16 protein-coding genes and 4 tRNA genes are annotated in these 18,393 nt (G+C 58.8%); 2 read left to right on the top strand and 18 right to left on the bottom strand.

The window, feature by feature from the left end; genetic code table 11:
* Window position 1 precedes the first annotated feature (1 nt).
* The gene (locus ACL2XF_RS22360; protein ID WP_410013144.1) at window positions 2–925 is read left to right on the top strand and encodes a nucleoside hydrolase; all 924 of its coding nucleotides are present in this window, start codon (window positions 2–4) and stop codon (window positions 923–925) included.
* 16 nt (window positions 926–941) lie between these two features.
* Here the strand turns inward: ACL2XF_RS22360 and ACL2XF_RS22355 are convergent, their stop codons facing one another.
* From ACL2XF_RS22355 to ACL2XF_RS22345, 3 genes are all read right to left on the bottom strand, one after another.
* The gene (locus tag ACL2XF_RS22355) at window positions 942–1,775 is read right to left on the bottom strand and encodes a YdcF family protein (RefSeq protein ID WP_413727557.1); all 834 of its coding nucleotides are present in this window, start codon (window positions 1,773–1,775) and stop codon (window positions 942–944) included.
* Window positions 1,776–1,996: 221 nt separating this feature from the next.
* Window positions 1,997–3,160, bottom strand: coding sequence for an FAD binding domain-containing protein (locus ACL2XF_RS22350; RefSeq protein WP_413727556.1), 1,164 nt, complete (start codon window positions 3,158–3,160; stop codon window positions 1,997–1,999).
* Window positions 3,161–3,279: 119 nt separating this feature from the next.
* A complete protein-coding gene (locus ACL2XF_RS22345) occupies window positions 3,280–4,209 on the bottom strand; it encodes a LysR substrate-binding domain-containing protein (protein WP_413727555.1) in 930 nt (309 codons plus the stop codon).
* A gap of 104 nt (window positions 4,210–4,313) precedes the next feature.
* Between ACL2XF_RS22345 and ACL2XF_RS22340 the strand changes: the two genes are divergently transcribed.
* Window positions 4,314–5,015: a DsbA family oxidoreductase gene (locus ACL2XF_RS22340; protein ID WP_413727554.1), complete on the top strand. Its 702-nt coding sequence runs from the start codon at window positions 4,314–4,316 to the stop codon at window positions 5,013–5,015.
* A gap of 92 nt (window positions 5,016–5,107) precedes the next feature.
* On the opposite strand, the gene ACL2XF_RS22335 is transcribed toward ACL2XF_RS22340, so the two are convergent.
* The 15 genes from ACL2XF_RS22335 to rho form a co-directional block, all read right to left on the bottom strand.
* Window positions 5,108–5,184 (bottom strand) — tRNA-Pro (locus ACL2XF_RS22335).
* A gap of 35 nt (window positions 5,185–5,219) precedes the next feature.
* A tRNA-Leu gene (locus ACL2XF_RS22330) sits at window positions 5,220–5,306 on the bottom strand.
* Window positions 5,307–5,320: 14 nt separating this feature from the next.
* Window positions 5,321–5,396: transfer RNA gene (locus ACL2XF_RS22325), tRNA-His, on the bottom strand.
* A gap of 63 nt (window positions 5,397–5,459) precedes the next feature.
* A tRNA-Arg gene (locus ACL2XF_RS22320) sits at window positions 5,460–5,536 on the bottom strand.
* Window positions 5,537–5,719: 183 nt separating this feature from the next.
* A complete protein-coding gene (gene wecG / locus ACL2XF_RS22315) occupies window positions 5,720–6,460 on the bottom strand; it encodes a lipopolysaccharide N-acetylmannosaminouronosyltransferase (protein ID WP_413727553.1) in 741 nt (246 codons plus the stop codon).
* 27 nt (window positions 6,461–6,487) lie between these two features.
* Window positions 6,488–7,834 (bottom strand): ECA oligosaccharide polymerase, encoded by a 1,347-nt coding sequence (wzyE, locus tag ACL2XF_RS22310; protein ID WP_413721619.1) that lies wholly within the window; start codon window positions 7,832–7,834, stop codon window positions 6,488–6,490.
* Window positions 7,831–8,913: a TDP-N-acetylfucosamine:lipid II N-acetylfucosaminyltransferase gene (locus tag ACL2XF_RS22305; RefSeq protein WP_413727552.1), complete on the bottom strand. Its 1,083-nt coding sequence runs from the start codon at window positions 8,911–8,913 to the stop codon at window positions 7,831–7,833. Before ACL2XF_RS22305 ends, wzyE begins: the two co-directional genes overlap by 4 nt.
* A complete protein-coding gene (wzxE, locus tag ACL2XF_RS22300) occupies window positions 8,910–10,160 on the bottom strand; it encodes a lipid III flippase WzxE (protein ID WP_413727551.1) in 1,251 nt (416 codons plus the stop codon). The genes ACL2XF_RS22305 and wzxE overlap by 4 nt, the downstream gene beginning before the upstream one ends.
* A 1-nt stretch (window position 10,161) precedes the next feature.
* Entirely contained in the window at window positions 10,162–11,292 is a 1,131-nt protein-coding gene (rffA, locus tag ACL2XF_RS22295) for a dTDP-4-amino-4,6-dideoxygalactose transaminase (RefSeq protein WP_410013138.1), read from the bottom strand.
* A 4-nt stretch (window positions 11,293–11,296) separates the two neighbouring features.
* Entirely contained in the window at window positions 11,297–12,061 is a 765-nt protein-coding gene (gene rffC / locus ACL2XF_RS22290) for a dTDP-4-amino-4,6-dideoxy-D-galactose acyltransferase (RefSeq protein WP_410013137.1), read from the bottom strand.
* Window positions 12,062–12,103: 42 nt separating this feature from the next.
* Window positions 12,104–13,366: a UDP-N-acetyl-D-mannosamine dehydrogenase gene (gene wecC / locus ACL2XF_RS22285; protein WP_410013136.1), complete on the bottom strand. Its 1,263-nt coding sequence runs from the start codon at window positions 13,364–13,366 to the stop codon at window positions 12,104–12,106.
* Window positions 13,363–14,493, bottom strand: coding sequence for a non-hydrolyzing UDP-N-acetylglucosamine 2-epimerase (wecB, locus tag ACL2XF_RS22280; RefSeq protein ID WP_410013135.1), 1,131 nt, complete (start codon window positions 14,491–14,493; stop codon window positions 13,363–13,365). Before wecB ends, wecC begins: the two co-directional genes overlap by 4 nt.
* Window positions 14,494–14,599: 106 nt before the next feature.
* Window positions 14,600–15,646 carry an ECA polysaccharide chain length modulation protein gene (wzzE, locus tag ACL2XF_RS22275; protein WP_410013134.1) on the bottom strand — a complete coding sequence of 349 codons (1,047 nt, stop codon included), beginning with the start codon at window positions 15,644–15,646 and terminating at the stop codon, window positions 14,600–14,602.
* Window positions 15,643–16,755 (bottom strand): UDP-N-acetylglucosamine--undecaprenyl-phosphate N-acetylglucosaminephosphotransferase, encoded by a 1,113-nt coding sequence (gene wecA, locus ACL2XF_RS22270; protein WP_410013133.1) that lies wholly within the window; start codon window positions 16,753–16,755, stop codon window positions 15,643–15,645. Before wecA ends, wzzE begins: the two co-directional genes overlap by 4 nt.
* Window positions 16,756–17,029: 274 nt before the next feature.
* On the bottom strand, window positions 17,030–18,289 hold the full coding sequence (gene rho / locus ACL2XF_RS22265; RefSeq protein ID WP_162367083.1) for a transcription termination factor Rho: 1,260 nt from the start codon (window positions 18,287–18,289) through the stop codon (window positions 17,030–17,032).
* Window positions 18,290–18,393 lie beyond the last annotated feature (104 nt).

Below are 18,393 nucleotides of genomic sequence, written 5' to 3'. Positions count from 1 at the left end.
TATGCGTAAAATTATTATCGATACCGATATTGGCGTGGATGACGCTTTTGCGCTTGCCTACGCCGCCCGCCATATGGAAATCCTGGGTGTCTGCGCGGTATTTGGCAATGTTACCCGGGATCAGGCGGTTAAAAATGCCCGGCTATTCTGCGCCAAAATGGCGATCCGCGCCGACATTTATCGCGGCTGTTCGCGTCCGCTGGCTCTTGACCCCACGCCTGTTAGCGGCAAGATACACGGCAAAGACGGATTGGGTGACGCGTTTGACAATCCCTATGACGCCTCGGCGCAAGATGGCATCCGCTTTATTATCGACAGCGTAAAGGCCAATCCCGGCGAAATTACCCTGGTGGCCATCGGGCCGCTGACCAATATCGCCACCGCCATCAACCTGGCGCCGGAGATTGTTCCCCTGGTGAGGGAAGTGGTTATCATGGGCGGCGCCTTCGGCACCCACGGCCATGCCGGCAACGTGACGCCCCACTGCGAATTTAATATCTGGAAAGATCCCCACGCTGCGGATCAGGTTCTCTCCTCCGCCCTGCCGGTGGTGATGCTGCCGCTGGACGTTACCCATGAAGTATTAATTACCGGAGAGGAAATTCGCGCAACCGGGCAGCCGGTATTGACCGCCATTTCCCGCGGCTACCTGGACTACAGCTTGCAAAGCGAGGGGTTCGAGGGCATGGCGCTGCATGATACCCTGACCCTATCCTATTTGATCAATCCCGACTGGTTCAGGGTGTCGACCTCGCCGGTAAGGGTAGTGACCGAAGGCCTGTCGCGCGGCCAGACCTTGCGCCGTACCACCGCGCTCGCCACGCGCTTTGATCCTTTTGCCGGCTGCGGATTGCAAAAAATCTGCCTGGGCGTGGAGGCCGCGCCGCTAAAAGCGCATTTCCTGCAATCCTTGACCTTAATATAGCGGCAATTGTCGTGGCTTATCCATTGAGCGTTGGAATCTCAATACGATCGCGCCATTCACCCGGGATCCCCTGGTTATGCATCAGATATTCCCAGGCGTCTTCAATCTCGTTCGGAATATCCACATGGCAGATATAATCTTTCCCTTTCGGGCCATAGCCTTGTTTATCATCCCGCAGACGGGGAATTTCGCCCAGTAACAAGGATATAAACCGGTTTACCGGCCAGAGGCCATCGCTATCATGGGTAAAGCCGGTCCCGTTTATGTCACTCACCAGTTGCGGGACACAGGTCGGCCAGTTAATAAAATGCGGACTTTGGGCAGAATCAACCCAGCAGCGGCGAAAGGTGGCGTCGGTCCGGCGCTGCAGCAAGGGATCCTGAATAAGAATAATATCTTGCGGCGTACATCCCCGTTCTTCCAGCAGGGCGCGCGTAAAGCCGGCATTTTCGCCGGAATTGCGCGACGCGGTTTCCATAACGACCTGTTTTCCAGGTAATTCCCAGAATCGGCAGGCAATCTCATGCAATATGGCGGCTTCAGGCCGGGCGGCGGTTTCAATGGCCTGATAACGGGGATGTTGGGCCACCGCCGCGATGAGAAACGAGGTGGAATGGCCGATGCCGCCGGAGATAACCAGGGGAATATGGCGGGCCCGCGCCAGTGCGCACGCGCCGTCAATGGTGGCTAATACTGCATTTCCCGCCAGGATGATGGCATCGGCGCTTAAATGGTCCTGCCGGGCGGAAAAATCGTCAACCGCCAGCCAGGACGCTATCAAGTTGATCTTGGAGAGAATATCGGCTGGAAGCGGCGGCAGCCCGGACGCGTGACACATGTCGGTATGCATATTTTATGTTTCTCCTTTGGATTCCACTATAGCAGGGAAAATATGACAGCCAATAAAATACGGCAGATCATGGCGACCTGCCGCTGTTATTTTGCTGTATTGCCCGCCGCCCTGCGGTTGGAAACGCGTAGGGGGCTCACCGCGCCCTAAGGCACTCGGCTTTTGGCGAAAGCGACCAAAGTCTTAAGCGTCGCTCAGTGAACGGCGCTTAAGCGAAAGCCTCACGAGCGGCTTGGGAACATCAGATAATTACCGGCTTGCGTACCCTGCTTTTCCAGGTACTTACCGTACATCACCTGCGGCAATTCCCAACGGGCAAGCGCGGCGGCGATGTCATCCGGAGAGGCGGCAAGCTCGTCGGCGAGCGCCAGGGCATTGGCCGCCGCTTTGGCCGTGCTCGCCGCGGTATGTGGCCGCGGGATCGAGGCTGCATCGCCCAATATCGCCACACGACCGGAAACCATTTCATCCGCGGCAAGATCGCGGATCGCCTGGGCGAAGGGATGCTCCGTGGCCGCCACAATCGCGCTGAAAGGCGGCGGCAGCAGTGAACGGGCATCGTCACGCAAATGGGCACGCCATCGATCCGCCAGCATCCCCTCGGGAATGGAATAATGGCGTTCAAGGCCGGCACGATCGGTCATTATTTGTGCAAGCTGCCCGCCATCGGCCACCCGGTACCAGACCCAGTTATAAAGTCGATGGCCGGGCCTGACATCATTGTCTTCGCCAGGCATCAGGTAGCCGAGAATATGCGACCCGCTGTTGTTGGCGAACCCGAAATCGCCGTGCAGAGCCTCGCGCGCGGCAGCGGGCATGGCATCCTCCGGTACCAGTCCGCGCCAGGCGAGGTAGCCGGCATAGCGCGGCTGTACCTGCGGCCAAAAGAGCGAACGCACGGTCGAGCCGCCGCCATCCGCCCCGATCAGCAGGTCGCCGCTTTCACGGCTTCCGTCTTCAAATAACGCCGTAACGGTAGCGGTTGAAAAATCCTGTTCGATCCGCGCCAGGCGCTTGCCTTGATGATAGTGCGACTCACCGAACGCCGTTTTGAGGGTCGTGTAGATAAGTGACCATGAAGTCTGGGTCTGGGGTGCTAAATGCCGGGATTGGATCGCGCCATCCGGCAGGAAGACCGTACGATAGGCTGAACGGACGCCGAGCCTGTCATTGTCCAGGGTAATGCCACCGCGCCGGAATACCTCTTTCACCTCAGGCTGGAGAACGATGCCGCCGCCACGGCTGTCGAGATCGTGAGGCGAACGTTCGAAAATATCCACGTTCCAGCCGATGGCGCGTAGCATGGTGCCGGCAAAAAGCCCCCCGAGCGAACCGCCTATAATCAGCGCCCTGCGTTTTATCTGGTGCGTAGTGATGGTGTGCATAGCGTGCCTCCTGGTTGATGGCAATCACTATGCACCCATTAATTTAGGACAACAATTATCTCATTTTAACTATCATCTTTGCGCATTACGCAAAGATAAACGCTACCGTCATCGGGTGTTCACAGCCAGTCGCACGCCTTATCCCAATAGGGTGGGGAACCAAAATGGACGGCGAGGAAATCAATGAAACTGGCAATCTTACTGGACCCGCGCCGGTTAGCCAGATAAACGGCCCAGACCGCGCCTTCTTCCGCGGCCGGAGAGGGGGTCCATTCCCGTAGTACGGGGACGAGCCGGCCGGCGGCGATATCCCCTCCCACCAGCCAGGTCGGCATCAACAACAGGCCGGCGCCGCCAATGGCGGCTTCGCGCAGCATTTCCGAGTTGTTGGCGCGCAGGCTTCCGGAAACGGCGACCTTCTCCTGTTTGCCGCCCCGGCTCAATGTCCACCGGTTACCGGTTGCCTGGTAGTCGAACAACAGGCAGTTGTGCGCGGTCAAATCGCCGGGCTCCCGCGGCGCGCCATGCTCACCGAGATAATCAGGGCTGGCGCAGATAACGCGATGATGGGGCGCCAGCTTGCGTGCAATCAGCGTCGATGGACCGGGCACGCCCAGCCTGAGGGCGATATCAAGCCGGTCCTCGACCAGATTGGCCATGGCGTCGCTCAAATGGAGTTCGAGATGGATTTGGGGAAAGAGTTGCAGGAAAGCGGGGAGAGCCGGCGCAACGTGGAGCCGCCCGAAGGCAACGGGCATCGTCACCTTGAGCAGGCCGCTAGGCGGCCCGGACAGCTCGCCGGCCGATCGGTCAGCGTTCACCAGATCTTCAAGTATACGGCGGCCATCCTCGTAATATTGTCGTCCAGCCTCGGTCAGCGTCACGCTACGAGTCGAACGGTTCATCAGCAGCGTGCCAAGGCTTTCTTCCAACCCATTTACCTGCCGCGTCAGCGAGGATGCCGCCACCCCCAGCCGTCTTGCCGCCGGTGCGAACCCCCCGTGTTCAACCACCGCCACGAAGGCGCCGATCGCCGCGAATTTGTCCATACGTCACCTTTGCATTTTATGCAATGAACTTTTCGATATTGCACTGATTATCATCATAAGGGTAATGAGTGACAATAATTTTACTTCATTACGGGAGATCCATCATGTCCATTCCTGTCACTGTTACGTCTGACTTTATCTGCCCCTGGTGCCTGATCGGCCACCGCCGTCTGGCCAGGGCAATTCGTACGCTTCCCACGGGCGTTTGCGTCGAAGTTAGCTGGCGACCGTTTGAGCTCAACCCGGACATGCCGGCCGAAGGCATGGACCGTAAAGTCTATCGCGCGCTTAAGTTTGGCAGTTGGGAGCGCAGCCGCCAGCTCGACGCCCAGACCGTCACCGCCGCGCACGGCGATGATGTCGCATTTGATTATGATGCGATAGAAAGGACCGCCAACACCTTCCAGGCCCACCGACTGATGCGATTTGCACAGCGCCACGGCGTTGCCGATGCGCTCGGCAACGCCTTGCTCTCAGCTTATTTCGAGCAGGGCCGCGACATCGGCAACCGGGCTACACTCGCGGAGATCGCCGTTGAACGGGGACTCGCTCGGGATGCCGTCGCCACCTTCCTCGCCGGTGAAGAAGAAAGCGACGCTGTCAGAGCCATTGAACGGGCCTTGCACGATGCCGGCATTCGCGGCGTTCCCAGCGTCGACATCGATGGCGAGGTGATTTCGGGGGCGCAACCGGCCGAAGTATTTACCGAGGTGCTTCTCCGGGCCGCTGAGCGGGCAGGAGCGTGTTGTGCGGCCGACGGGTCCAAGGCGCCGACGGCGCAGATGCCACCACCTGACGCCACCTGAACTCCATAAAAAAAAACGGCAGGTCATGATGACCTGCCGCTCTTCTTTTTCTGGTGCTCCCCGCTACCGCATGGGCAACACCATCGGGAATGTGGTCGGCGAGAGAGGATTCGAACCTCCGACCCACTGGTCCCAAACCAGTTGCGCTACCAAGCTGCGCTACTCGCCGTACTGCAACATCTTAAAAAGGGTACTTAAAGGTTGTGGTGCGAAGAGAGGGACTTGAACCCTCACGTCCGTTAAGACACTAACACCTGAAGCTAGCGCGTCTACCAATTCCGCCACCTTCGCATGGCCACTAATGTTGGGGTGACTGATGGGGCTCGAACCCACGACAACTGGAATCACAATCCAGGGCTCTACCAACTGAGCTACAATCACCATTACTGATACTGCTTACCGCAACGTGAAGATACTGCTGACACGGCACTTGCGCACTAAATATGGTGCGCCCGACAGGATTCGAACCTGAGACCTCTGCCTCCGGAGGGCAGCGCTCTATCCAGCTGAGCTACGGGCGCTTAGCGCCGTTGCGGGTGGGGATAGTACGGAATCGCGGCCTGACTGTCTAGTGCTTTTTACTACTTTTGCCGGGTTTAATGACCCTTTGCTCATTTCCTGCCCGCTTAGGTCGTTTTCCCCGCCGTCAAAACGCCATGAGCCCTTCTTTTCGGGTACTTACCCCCCGGCGGGGGTCCGCGCGCCTACAAACGTCCGCTGATATAATAGCCGATAAAGCGTAACAGTTTCAGCTGGCGCCGGAGACGGCTGGGCTGGCTGAACAGGCGGTATAGCCACTCCAGGCCCATGCGTTGCCAGAGGAGGGGCGCGCGCTTTACATGGCCGGTAAAAACATCGTAGGTGCCGCCCACGCCCATATAGAGCGCGTCGGGATAGCTGGCGCGGCAATCGCGCATCAACTTTTCCTGCCTGGGAGAGCCCATCGCCACGGTAACGATAGCGGCGCCGCTGGCCCGGACCCGGGCGAACAGCGATTCCTGCCCGGCCGGGGCAAAAAAGCCGTCCTGCATCCCGACGATGTTAACGTTCCATTTCGCGCGCAGGCGCTCGGCCGTCTGCCCGAGCACATCCGGCCGGCCGCCGATAAGAAAAACCGCCGTGCCCTCCTTGCCCGCCCGCGCCATAATACCCTCCCACAGATCGACGCCCGCGATGCGCGCCACCTCGGCGGCGGGATATTTGCGGCGAATCGACCGCACGATGCTGATGCCGTCGGCGTACTTGTATTGAGCCTCCGCCAGCAGTTGGGCAAGCGCGGCATCCCGCTCCGAGGTCAGCACCTTTTCCGCGTTGACGGCCACCAGGGTGCCGGTCTTGACCCGTCCGCCGGCAAACAGGTAATCGACGCACTGCCGCTGATCGCGAAAACCCCAGATAACCAAACCGCGAATACGGTACAGGGCGATTCCGTCCTGAATTTCCATTTATTATCCTTACAAAGGCTGACGCGCTTACGATGATGCCTCTGTCGCCCCACGCGCGCGCCTGGGACGGATCAGCCCCGCGCGGTTAAGCAGCCAAAAGAGTAATTTTGCCAGCAGCAGGCACATGCCGAATACCAGGGCGAAAAACACCACGCGCGACGTAAAGGCATCCAATCCCTCGCGGGCCAGTACTATCATATTAAACACGGCGCCAAAACAAAATGCCTGCAGCACCGCCGAACGATAACGGTCCGACGCCGCCTTGCCCCGTTCATACAGGGTATCGAATCCTTTCAGGATAAGCCCCACCAGGATGGCGCCTAAGGGAATAAACACCACGCCGCCCATGACCAGCAGCGAACCGATAAGCGTGGGCGAAATCGCCAGGCCGGAATGATTGTCCAAAACCTCCCAGGTAAAATAATTGGCGGTATTGAGCACCAGGCTGGGGCGGTCCGGCCATAACCAGCCAGGGATAAAGACATAAAAGTCGCGAATCACAGGCGCCAGGCCCTGGAAGGCTATCTTAGGGTAGTTTTGCAGTAACAGCGCCAGATTTTCCCAGGGGGAGAAGGTGTCGCGCGTCAGATACAAAAACGTATAAAACCCCTCGTCGCCGCTGACGTTCAGGCCGTAGCGCTTTAACGCCAGCCAGAACATGGCGGCCACGGCCACCAGACCGGACGCGCCCAGCATCCACAGGCTTATCCAGTTGCGCTGGATGCCGATAAACAAAAACAAGGCGAAGGCGATAATGATATTGGCCCGGGTCCCGCCGACCACCATATAGGTGAAAATACCGAAGGCCACGGTGCTGCATAAAAATAATAGCCAATTGCGCCGGGTGGGGTTAAGGAAATAAATAATTAACATTGCCGGGATAAAAAAATAGAAAAAGCGCTTCAGCGCCACCCCGGTAACATCGCGGGAAAATATCTGGCTGTAGGACTGCAGGCGGAATAATAAAAACCCGTTATGCATAAAGAATATCGCCACCGTGCCGACGGCGGTCAGCGCCAGCAGGATCCAGGTCAAATGCGTTTCCACCCGGTTCAGGGACAATACCGGCCCGGCGGCGGACCGGGAAGAAGAAAACCAGCGGGTTTTATAACTGACATAATAAATCCCGTAAAAAGCGGTGGCGGCCAGCAGCGCTTCCAGCAGGTTTTCCACCGGCGCCACCTGGACATTAAAGCGAAACGCGAGAATGCAGGTCAGCGGAAAACCCAGATAGAAGGTCAATAAATAAAGCAGTGAAAAAAAGACGTTGAAATTAAAGCGTATCCGGCGAAATTCCCGATAGGTCAGGGTCAGCACCAGCAGCACCGAGAGCACATAGACCACCAGCAATCCGCCGAACTGGCCAAGGGTCATGAGCTTGTCCCCGCGGCGACGGCCAGCGCCCGGCGCCATCCCTGCAGATAATTGGGATAAAAAAAGGCGATACGGCTTTTATCCACGCCGGCCAGTTGCCGTTGCGCCGCGCGCACCACCGATCGGTCGAGCCTGTCGCCGTGAAAAAGCACCGGCACCTGTTCCGCGGCCAAATCCTGCCAAAACGGGTTGCGCCGACTCAGGACAAACGGCACGCCGAACTGGATCAGCAGGCAGAGCGTGCCGATGCCCTGCTGGCGGTTAAACAGGAAATACCCCACATCGCACTGGCGCAACAGCGTCAGGTAAGCGTCAAACGCCACCGGGCGCGTCAGCAGCTCCAGCCGGTCCGCCGGAAACAGTTTCTCCCCTTGCGCCCGCACCCGGGCGATATAGGCCTCGTTATTGGCCGGATACCCCAGCGGCACAATCACCCGCACGTCGGCGCCGAACTGGCGGTGAATCGCTTCCAGCGCCTCCAGGTGGCGATTGGCGGCATCGCCGGAGTTTCCCACCAGCACAGTGAGGGTTTTACCCACCGGCGGCGGCCGGTCAAAACCCAGCGCCGGGTCCATGCGGGTGGGAAAATACAGCGGCGCCGCCGGCACCTGGGGATAGCGCGGGCGATAGACCGACAAATCGCCGACAGTGGCGAACACATGGCCGACCCGCCCCTGGGCGCGGCGGCGCAACAAATAAAACAAACGGTGTTTTACGCTCTGGGATTCTTCATAGAGATCGGCGCCCCAGATATGCCAGCTGACCCGGGCGGCGGGCAAGGTCCCCAGCAGCAGGGCCAGCCAGAGCCGCGGATTGAACTGCCCGTGCAGGAAGAAACGCCTCGCCGGTTCGGCGGCGGCTAAACGCACCACCGCCCGCGCCAGCGCCCGTTTATCCGCATAGGTAGCGATAATAAGCCGCGTAAAGGGCGCGAACGGTGCGCTGTCGGCGGCGGCCACCATAAAATGATGGGGTTGTCCCTCGGGGAGATCGCCCGCCAGCCGATCGTTGAAAAAACGCAGCACCGTCAGGTTATGATGCGGGATATCCGCGCCAAGCACATGGGTTAATGGGATCATTTTTCCCTGTAATAAAGAAGAAATACGCCGCTACAAAGTAAAAAATACACTATATAGGTTGCCATATAAGCCTGCGTCGCGCCAAGCGCGCCATGCAGGGGAATCAGCCAGTGCGAAAAACCGGTCAACAACGCGAACTGGCTGATTTCCGTCAGCAGGTAAAAACGCAGCGAGGCCCGGGCTATGACCAGATAACCGAATACGTAAGCGCCCACTTTCAATACGTCGCCTACCAGCTGCCAGGCGAACAGGTCGCGCATCGCCTCGAACTCGGCGGAAAACAGCAGGCGGATAGCCACATCCCTTAACAGCCACAAGACCAGGCTAACCACCGCCACCGCAGGCATCACAAACAGCAGCGACCGCCCGATTTCCCGGGCGACGGCGCGCTTATCGCTTAAACGCGACAGGGTCGGCAGCAGGTAAACGGTAAACGAGGCGGTAATAAACTGCAGATAAGCGTCGGAGATACTGCTGACCCCCTGCCAGATACCCACCTCTTCCCAGCTATAGCGCTGGGCCAGGAGATTACGCATCAGAATATAGGCCAGCGGCAGGGTGAACGATGTCATCAGCGCCATCAGGGTAAATTTGCCCAATTGGCCGGCAAGCTGCCTATCCCATGACGGACGCAAATCGCCCGGGCTAATCCGCCGCCGCCGGGCCACCACCAGGGCCGCGGGCAGCAGCGTCACGGCCGGCACCAGCGCCAGTCCGGCCAGCGCCCCGGGGTAACCGCCCAGCCTATAGCAGAGGAAAAAAGCGCCCGCGCCCAGCACGCTGCCGCAGCTGACGGCCAGGGCGTTGCCGGCGGCGTCGCGAAAACCTTTCAGAATAGCCAGCATCAGGTTGGCATAGGCGATACCCAACTGAATAAAGGCCACCGCACGCACCACGCCGGCATAGTCGCCATGGCCGAACAGCCCGCGGCTGATGGATTCGGCGGCCGTTAAAAAAATCACCGCCAGCAGCGTGGAAAACCCCAGCACCATGGCCGACCCGGTGCCCAGCACGGCGCGCAATTGTTGCGGCTGGTGCTGGTACTGCGCCACATATTTGGTGATGCCGTTAAAAATACCCGCGCCGGACAGCACGCCGAGCACGGTCACCAGTTGCCGGAAGTTGCCCGCCTGGCCGACGCCGGACGGCCCGAAAGACACCGCCAGCAGTTTGACCACCAGCAGGCCGACGCCAATCTTGACAAGCGTCGAACCGGCAGTCCATAACGAGGCGCGGGCCAGCGACATATCAGGCGAAATACCGGTTAATCGCGCCGATGACCTGGGATTGATGCTCGTCGGTTAAGTTGTAGAACAACGGCAGCCGCACCAGGCGCTGGCTCTCCAGGGTGGTATAACGATCCTCGCCGCTGAAACGGCCGAATCGCAGCCCGGCCGGGCTGTCGTGCAGCGGAATATAATGAAATACCGTCAGGATATCCGCCGTTTTCATATGCGCGATAAACGCCGAGCGATCGGCGATATCCCGCAGCTTAATATAAAACATATGGGCGTTTTGCCGGCAGCCTTCCGGCACCGTCGGCAGTTCGATACGCCCCCGTTCCGCCAGCGGGAGCAGCGCGTCGCGATAGCGGTTCCACAGTTCCAGGCGGCGGCGGTTAATGATATCGGCGGCATCCAGTTGCCCCCAGAGATAGGCGGCCTGCAAATCGGCCATCAGGTAGCTGGAGCCGATATCGCGCCAGGTGTATTTATCCGCCTGGCCGCGAAAGAACTGGCTGCGATTGGTGCCTTTTTCACGCACGATCTCGGCCCGGTCAACCAGGGTGGCGTCGTTGATGAGCGTGGCGCCGCCCTCGCCGCCGGCGGTGTAGTTTTTGGTTTCATGGAAACTGAAACAGCCGATATGTCCCAGGGTACCGAGCGGTTTCCCGCGATAAGCGGACATCACGCCCTGGGCGGCATCCTCGATGACCGCCAGGCGGTATTTCGCCGCCAGCGCCATGATGGCGTCCATTTCGCAGGCGATGCCGGCATAATGCACCGGCACGATAGCGCGGGTTTTCGCGGTGATGGCCGCCTCGATAAGCGTTTCATCCATGTTCATGGTGTCGGGTCGGATATCGACGAACACAATGGTCGCGCCGCGCAGGACAAACGCGTTGGCGGTGGAGACAAAGGTATAGCTGGGCATGATCACTTCATCGCCCGGCCGGATATTCAACAATATGGCCGCCATCTCAAGCGACGCGGTGCAGGAAGGCGTCAGGAGTGCCTTGGGGCTGCCAAAACGCTGCTCCAGCCACCGCTGGCAACGCTTGGTAAAATCGCCGTCGCCACACAGCTTGCCGCTGCCCATCGCCGTGCGGATAAAGTCGATTTCAGTGCCCACCACCGGTGGGGAATTAAACGGGATCATGTTGTCACCTGTATAACCAGTAGGCGGTGCTGTCAACGTTGGCACCGCATGCGATGTAGAGTCGTAGCGCGGCGATATTGCCGGCCTGGGTGGCGACACGCAGGCGCGATATCCCCTGCAGGCGGCACCATGCCAGCGCGCCGGCGCATAAGATGCGGCCGATGCCCCGGCCGGTAAGCGCCGGGTCCACCGCCAGCAGGCCGATACGCGCCTCATCCGTGCCGAGTCGCCGGAGCGTCACCATGCCTTCGACGGCCCCGGGCCGGCCCTTGACCAGGCAGAGATCGTCAAAAGCGCCCAGGATGGCATTTTGTGCCCAAACGGCATAGAAACGACGGCAGTCCGCGCCGCGGTACCAGGGTTCGCGAAACCGGCTTAGCCTGAACGCCGCCGACGCCAGCAGACCGACGGCCGCCATGTCGTCGCGGCCGGCCATGCGCAGCGCGCCGCTGCGCCCGCTTTGGGCGCGGTTTCGCGCCGCGCCGGTGGTCGCGCCGTTAATGACATCCTGGGCATCACCGCCGCCGTCCCGTTTCGGCACCCGCAGGCAGCAATCAATTTCGCCTTCCACCAGCCGGAAGCCCAGCACAGCCAGCGCATCCGCCAGCGCCAGGCTGTCGGCCGCCACCTTGGCCTGTACCACCTGGAACGCATCCAGGGCGGAAAGGGTCAGCGGCGCGGCGGCGGGATCAAAATTGAGTTTGCCGCTGGTTAAGGTGAAAAAATCACTTTCCCACTCCAGCGGTTCGATAGTGGCATGCACGGACATAGGGTCCACCCGATGGCTAGCGGCCGAAGCCGGGGTTGCAGCTTAGCGCCAGACACCTTTGGTATCGATAATCCAGCGTTGCGTAATATCGGCCGGGGGGCGCGCCCTGAATTGACGGTGATCCACCAGCATTACCAGTATATCCGCGCTATCCAGCGCGCTGTCCAGCCCCGCCAGGGTGGCGAGACCCGCGAGCGACGCGGGCAGTTGCGTCACGTTCGGCTCCACCGCCAGGGTCTTGCCCACATGCCATTGGGCTATCAGCCGGGTAATGGCGACCGCGGGGCTTTCGCGCAGATCGTCGATATCCGGCTTAAACGCCAGGCCGAAGCAGGCGATGGTCAGCTCATGGGCGCGTTTGCCGCTGTGCGCCAGGCAATCAGCCACCGCCGCCTTGACCCGGTCCACCACCCAGAGCGGCTTGCCGTCGTTGACCAGGCGGGCGGTACGGATAAGGCGTGCCTGGCCTGGATTCTGCGCGACGATAAACCAGGGGTCGACCGCGATGCAATGCCCGCCGACGCCGGGACCCGGCTGCAGGATATTAACCCGCGGATGGCGGTTGGCCAGGCGGATCAGTTCCCAGACATTAATATCCTGATCGGCGCAAATCAGCGACAGCTCATTGGCGAAGGCGATATTGACATCCCGAAAGCTGTTTTCGGTCAGCTTGCACATCTCGGCGGTACGGGAGTTAGTGACCACACACTCACCTTGCAGGAAAATCCGGTAGAGCTCGCTGGCGCGCGCCGAACAGCGCGCGGTCATGCCGCCGATCACCCGATCGTTTTTGATCAGCTCGGCCATGATTTTGCCGGGCAGCACGCGCTCGGGGCAATAGGCGATATTGATATCCGCCTCCTCGCCCGCCGTCTGCGGAAAACGCAGGTCGGGGCGCGCCTCGGCCAGCCATCGCGCCATCTGCTCGGTGGTGCCCACCGGCGAGGTGGACTCCAGGATAACCAGATCCCCGGCTTTAAGGACCGGAGCCAGCGAAAGCGCCGCCGCGCGCACATAGTTAAGGTCGGGTTCATGCCCGTCCATAAACGGTGTCGGCACCGCAATCAGAAACGCGTCGGCCGCCACCGGCCGGGTTACCGCCGTAAGATGTCCCTCTTCGACGGCGCGTTGCACCACGTCGGCCAGGTCCGGCTCGACAATGTGAATTTCGCCGCGGTTAATGGTCTCCACCGCACGCTGGTTCACGTCCACACCCACCACTTTTTTGCCGCGCGAAGCAAAGGCGGCTGCGGTGGGCAGGCCGATATAACCCAGGCCGATAACGGAGATCTGGTCAAAACTCATACTGTCACCTGATTATTCTTTAACGCGTCGATAATTCGCTGGCAGGCCTGCCCATCCCCATAGGGATTATGCGCCCGGCTCATGGCCAGATATTCATCGGCGTCGGTCAATAAACGGGAGACCGCCGCCTGGATGGTTTTGGGATCGGTACCCACCAATCTCACGGTACCCGCCGCCACCGCTTCCGGGCGCTCGGTGGCGTCGCGCATCACCAGCACCGGTTTACCGAGGGACGGAGCCTCCTCCTGGATGCCGCCGGAATCCGTCAGGATCATATAGGCCCGGTCCATCAGGTAAACAAACGGCAGGTAGTCCTGCGGATCGATAAGTTTAATATTGGGGATACCGCTTAAAATGCGGTTAACCGGCTCGCCGACATTGGGATTGAGATGGACCGGGTAGACCACCTGCACCTCGGGATGATGGCGGGCAATATGCGCCAGCGCGCTGCAAATGCGCTCGAAGCCGTCGCCGAAGCTTTCGCGCCGGTGGCCGGTGACCAGGATCATCTTTTTCTGCGGGTCGAGAAAATCGTAGCGCGTCTCAAGCCCGGCGCGCAACCCGGCGTCATTTAAAATGCTATCGCGAACCCAAAACAGCGCATCGATAACCGTATTGCCGGTAACGAATATCCGTTCCCCCGCCAGTCCTTCGCGCAGCAGGTTTTGCCGCGCGTTCTCGGTGGGCGAAAAGTGATACATCGCCAGATGGCCGGTTAATTTACGGTTGGCTTCCTCCGGCCAGGGCGAATACAGATTGCCGGTGCGCAATCCGGCCTCCACGTGGCCGACCGGGATTTGCTGGTAAAATGCCGCCAGGCTGGCGGCCAGTGTCGTGGTGGTGTCGCCGTGTACCAGCACCACATCCGGACGAAATGACGCCAGCACCGGTTTCATGCCGGTGAGGATACGACTGGTGATTTCCGTCAGGCCCTGATCCGGACGCATGATATCTAAATCATAATCAGGTACGATTTCAAACAAACGTAACACCTGATCGAGCATTTCCCGGTGTTGGGCCGTGACGCAAATCCTGGATTCAAAGGCCGGGTCCTTGGCCAGGGCCAGGATAAGCGGCGCCATTTTTATGGCTTCCGGCCTTGTGCCGAAGACTGTCAACACTTTCACAGCAAATTCCTTTCCGTCTCAAATAAGCCGTACGCGTGGCTTCTCTATTCTGCCGCGTAGTGGCGGCGCACCCATTCGGATTAATGGCAGTCCCGGGGCTTTGCTCTTAGCGGCGGCGGCCCAGCGCAACGCCGGCCCCGACCAGGCCACCCATAGCGCCCCAGAGAATGAGCAGGAAAACCCGGCGCGGTTTATCGCGTTTAACCGGTTCCTCGGGCGTCCTTAAATAACGGTAAGTCTGGAATGTATTCTGCAGCGTCGGGCCGACATTAAGCGTGGCCAGCATGGCCCGATTCTGATCGTATTCCACATCAAAACCGGGACCGGCCGCCTGCAGGGCTTCCAGCCGTGCCTGCAGCACTTGTTCTCCCAACAGGAACAACCCCGACTGCGGCAATTGCTCCTCGGGGACCGTGATCTGACTATGACTGATGCCCTGCCGCTTGGCAATATCCAGGGCATGGCGCAGCGCGCTCAGGTCGCGATCATAAATGGCATTGGCCACCGCCTCCTGGCGCTTGACCTGCGCCTTGAGTGAGATGGTGCGCGCCGTCCAGGCGCCGATGATATCTTCATTCAGATGACCGGCGGCGCGCTGGCTGGCAAACGCCACATAACGACGCAGCAGCAGATTGGCGTCCGCCGCCGTTTCGGCGGTGAGGGTCACCTGATCCGGCAATTTTTTGGCATCATCCCTCGGCGAAAACTGGATATTGCCGATCATTTCATCCAGCAAGACCGCATCGGCATGGGCGTCGCCCTGTTTGCGCGAGGTATAGTAATCGGCTGCCAGCCAGAAATCGCGGCGGGTGTCATAGGAGGACAGCTGGCGGATAAATTCCTGGTACGCCTCGTCGCCGATGCCCGGCATATCCGAGGTGGGCAAGGCGGTATTTTTCACATCCAGGTTACGCAGGAACTGCTGCTGGGAAAAATAGCTGCCGAGCATGTTCACCGTCGGTTTATCGGTGACCGCCGCCGCGGTCCATTCCTGCTTTACCAGATAAGAATAGACCAGGGCAAGAACCGCAAACACCAGGGCGGTGCCGATAATCCAGCGCTTGCCGCGCCACAGGGCGCAAAAAAGCCCCCGGATATCCAGCTCGTTATCCAGCGCCGCATCGCGGGCCGTCGGTTGGGTTTCTGATCTCATTTTTGTCCCGCATTACGGTTAGTGGGTCTCTGTTTGGCGCCGAACCGCCGCTTGGTGCGTTTAACGAAGCGCGCCACCCGCCAGGCGCATTTCAGCAAATAGCCGTAGAGTAAAAAAACCAGGATGAACAACATAAACATCAGCCAATCGGGCCAGATGAACCACTGTTCGCCCGCCACACCGAACGCGGCCAGGATGGCGGCGGTAACGGTAATAATAACAAAGGCTTGCCGTGAACTGAAGCCGGCGCGCATGATAAGGTGGTGGATATGCTGCCGATCGGGAGAAAAGGGGCTCATGCCTTTACGCATGCGGCGGTACATGATGGCAATCATATCCATCAGGGGGATGGCGATAATCCACAGGCCGGTGACCGGGTTCATGGGATGCCCGGTGCCCTGGGTGCTTTGCAGGATAATCCAGATAATGCTGAAGCCGATCATGGTGCTGCCGGCGTCGCCCATAAACACTTTATAGTGGCGGCCGAACAGGCCGAGATTCAGCAGGATATACGGCAAAATGGCGGCAATCAGGGCAAAACACCACAAGCCGAGGCTGGGATTGTTGTCCTTGAACATCAGGATGCCCATGGCGCCGAGCGAGACGCAGGATAACCCGCCGAGCAGCCCGTCGATGCCGTCCACCATGTTAAACGCGTTGATTGCCGCCCACACGGCGAACAGCGTGACCGGATAACCAAAATAAGGTCCGAGCACCATTTCCCAGGGGCCGAACACAAATCCCAGGCTATTAATATATAAGCCGCCGAAGTACATCATGGTGACGGCGACCAGCGCCTGGATGGTGGCGCGGGACTTGACGCTGATATCAAAACGATCGTCGAGCGCCCCGGTCAGCACCAGGATGCCGGAGCACAGCAGATACAGGCCAATATGCGGCACGAAGTGATCGGTATAAATGAACGTGAAACAGATGCCGGCATAAATGGAGATACCGCCCACCAACGGGATTTGCCCATGGTGTCGTTTGCGGTAATTGGGTTTATCAACCAGGCCGATCTTTTGCGCAACCTTGCGGGAGAAAAACAAAAAAACCATTGAAAACAAAAAAATAGCGAAAAAATCAGTACTCATATTGAGTAGGTTCACAATAGAAAGCTCTCTGCATCCATCAGGCTGTTAGAAGCGCCACCGATGTAGACGCCCCCCACTCTCTGCCTCAATCGTCACTGGGTTAGGTGACACTGAAATATTGATTTGTCATCTTTTTCGTCACACCCGAATCTCCGTCGGGTGAACTGAAGCAAAAGGCCGCTTGGCTAAACCTCTATTCGTCAGGCAGCGGCAAGTAAGAACTCACTATCCTAGCATCAGAAACAAAAAACGCCACGTCTTGACGTGGCGTTACCCGAGTTTTTGTGAATTACGAGCGTTTCATCATATCGAAAAACTCGTCATTGGTTTTGGTCATCGCTAATTTGTTCATCAGGAATTCCATGGCGTCGGTTTCGCCCATCGGGTGGATGATCTTGCGCAGGATCCACATTTTCTGCAGCTCTTCCTGGGTAGTCAGCAACTCTTCCTTACGGGTACCGGAGCGGTTATAGTCAATCGCCGGGAAGACACGTTTCTCGGCGATTTTGCGCGAGAGGTGCAGTTCCATATTACCGGTACCTTTAAATTCTTCGTAAATCACTTCATCCATCTTCGAGCCGGTGTCAATCAACGCCGTGGCGATGATAGTCAGGCTGCCGCCCTCTTCCATATTACGCGCCGCGCCGAAGAAGCGTTTTGGCCGGTGCAGGGCGTTGGCGTCCACACCACCGGTCAGCACTTTACCCGAGGCGGGGACCACGGTGTTGTAAGCGCGGGCCAGACGGGTAATGGAGTCGAGCAGGATGATGACGTCTTTTTTATGTTCGACCAGACGCTTGGCTTTTTCAATCACCATTTCGGCGACCTGAACGTGGCGGGACGCCGGCTCATCGAACGTTGACGCAATCACTTCGCCTTTGACCAGTCGCTGCATTTCGGTCACTTCTTCCGGCCGCTCATCGATCAGCAGGACCATCAGGACGCAATCCGGATGGTTGTAGGCGATGCTCTGCGCGATATTCTGCAACAGCATGGTCTTACCGGCCTTCGGCGGCGCCACGATCAGGCCGCGCTGGCCGCGACCGATAGGCGCGGCCAAGTCCAGCACGCGCGCCGTCAGATCTTCGGTGGACCCGTTGCCTCGTTCCATGCGCAACCTGGAGTTGGCATGCAGCGGGGTTAAGTTTTCAAACAGGATTTTGTTACGGGCATTTTCCGGTTTGTCGTAGTTGACTTCATTCACCTTCAGCAGCGCAAAGTAACGCTCGCCCTCTTTCGGCGGACGGATCTTGCCGGAAATGGTATCGCCGGTGCGAAGGTTGAAGCGGCGGATCTGGCTGGGGGAAACATAGATATCATCAGGGCCGGCCAGGTATGAGCTGTCGCCGGAGCGGAGGAAACCGAATCCATCCTGCAATATTTCCAACACGCCGTCGCCAAAGATATCCTCTCCACTTTTCGCATGCTGCTTTAAAATGGCGAAGATGATGTCCTGCTTGCGCATACGGGCCAGGTTTTCCAGCCCCATGTTTTCGCCGAGAGTAATTAGCTCAGAAACCGGCGTATTTTTTAATTCGGTAAGGTTCATAATGGTGGGTTCTTAAACTCGGGGTATTTCTCGAACTGTTTTTGTGAATGGTATGGCAGCGTAAAATCGTGCCTGTCTAACGGCATTTAATCCCAGCGCATCCC

Origin of the sequence: Sodalis sp. RH19, from assembly GCF_047324215.1 — a bacterium.
Classification (GTDB): domain Bacteria; phylum Pseudomonadota; class Gammaproteobacteria; order Enterobacterales; family Enterobacteriaceae; genus Acerihabitans.
Note: the sequence above shows the minus strand (reverse complement) of the source record. Positions and strands in the feature narration are given on the sequence as shown.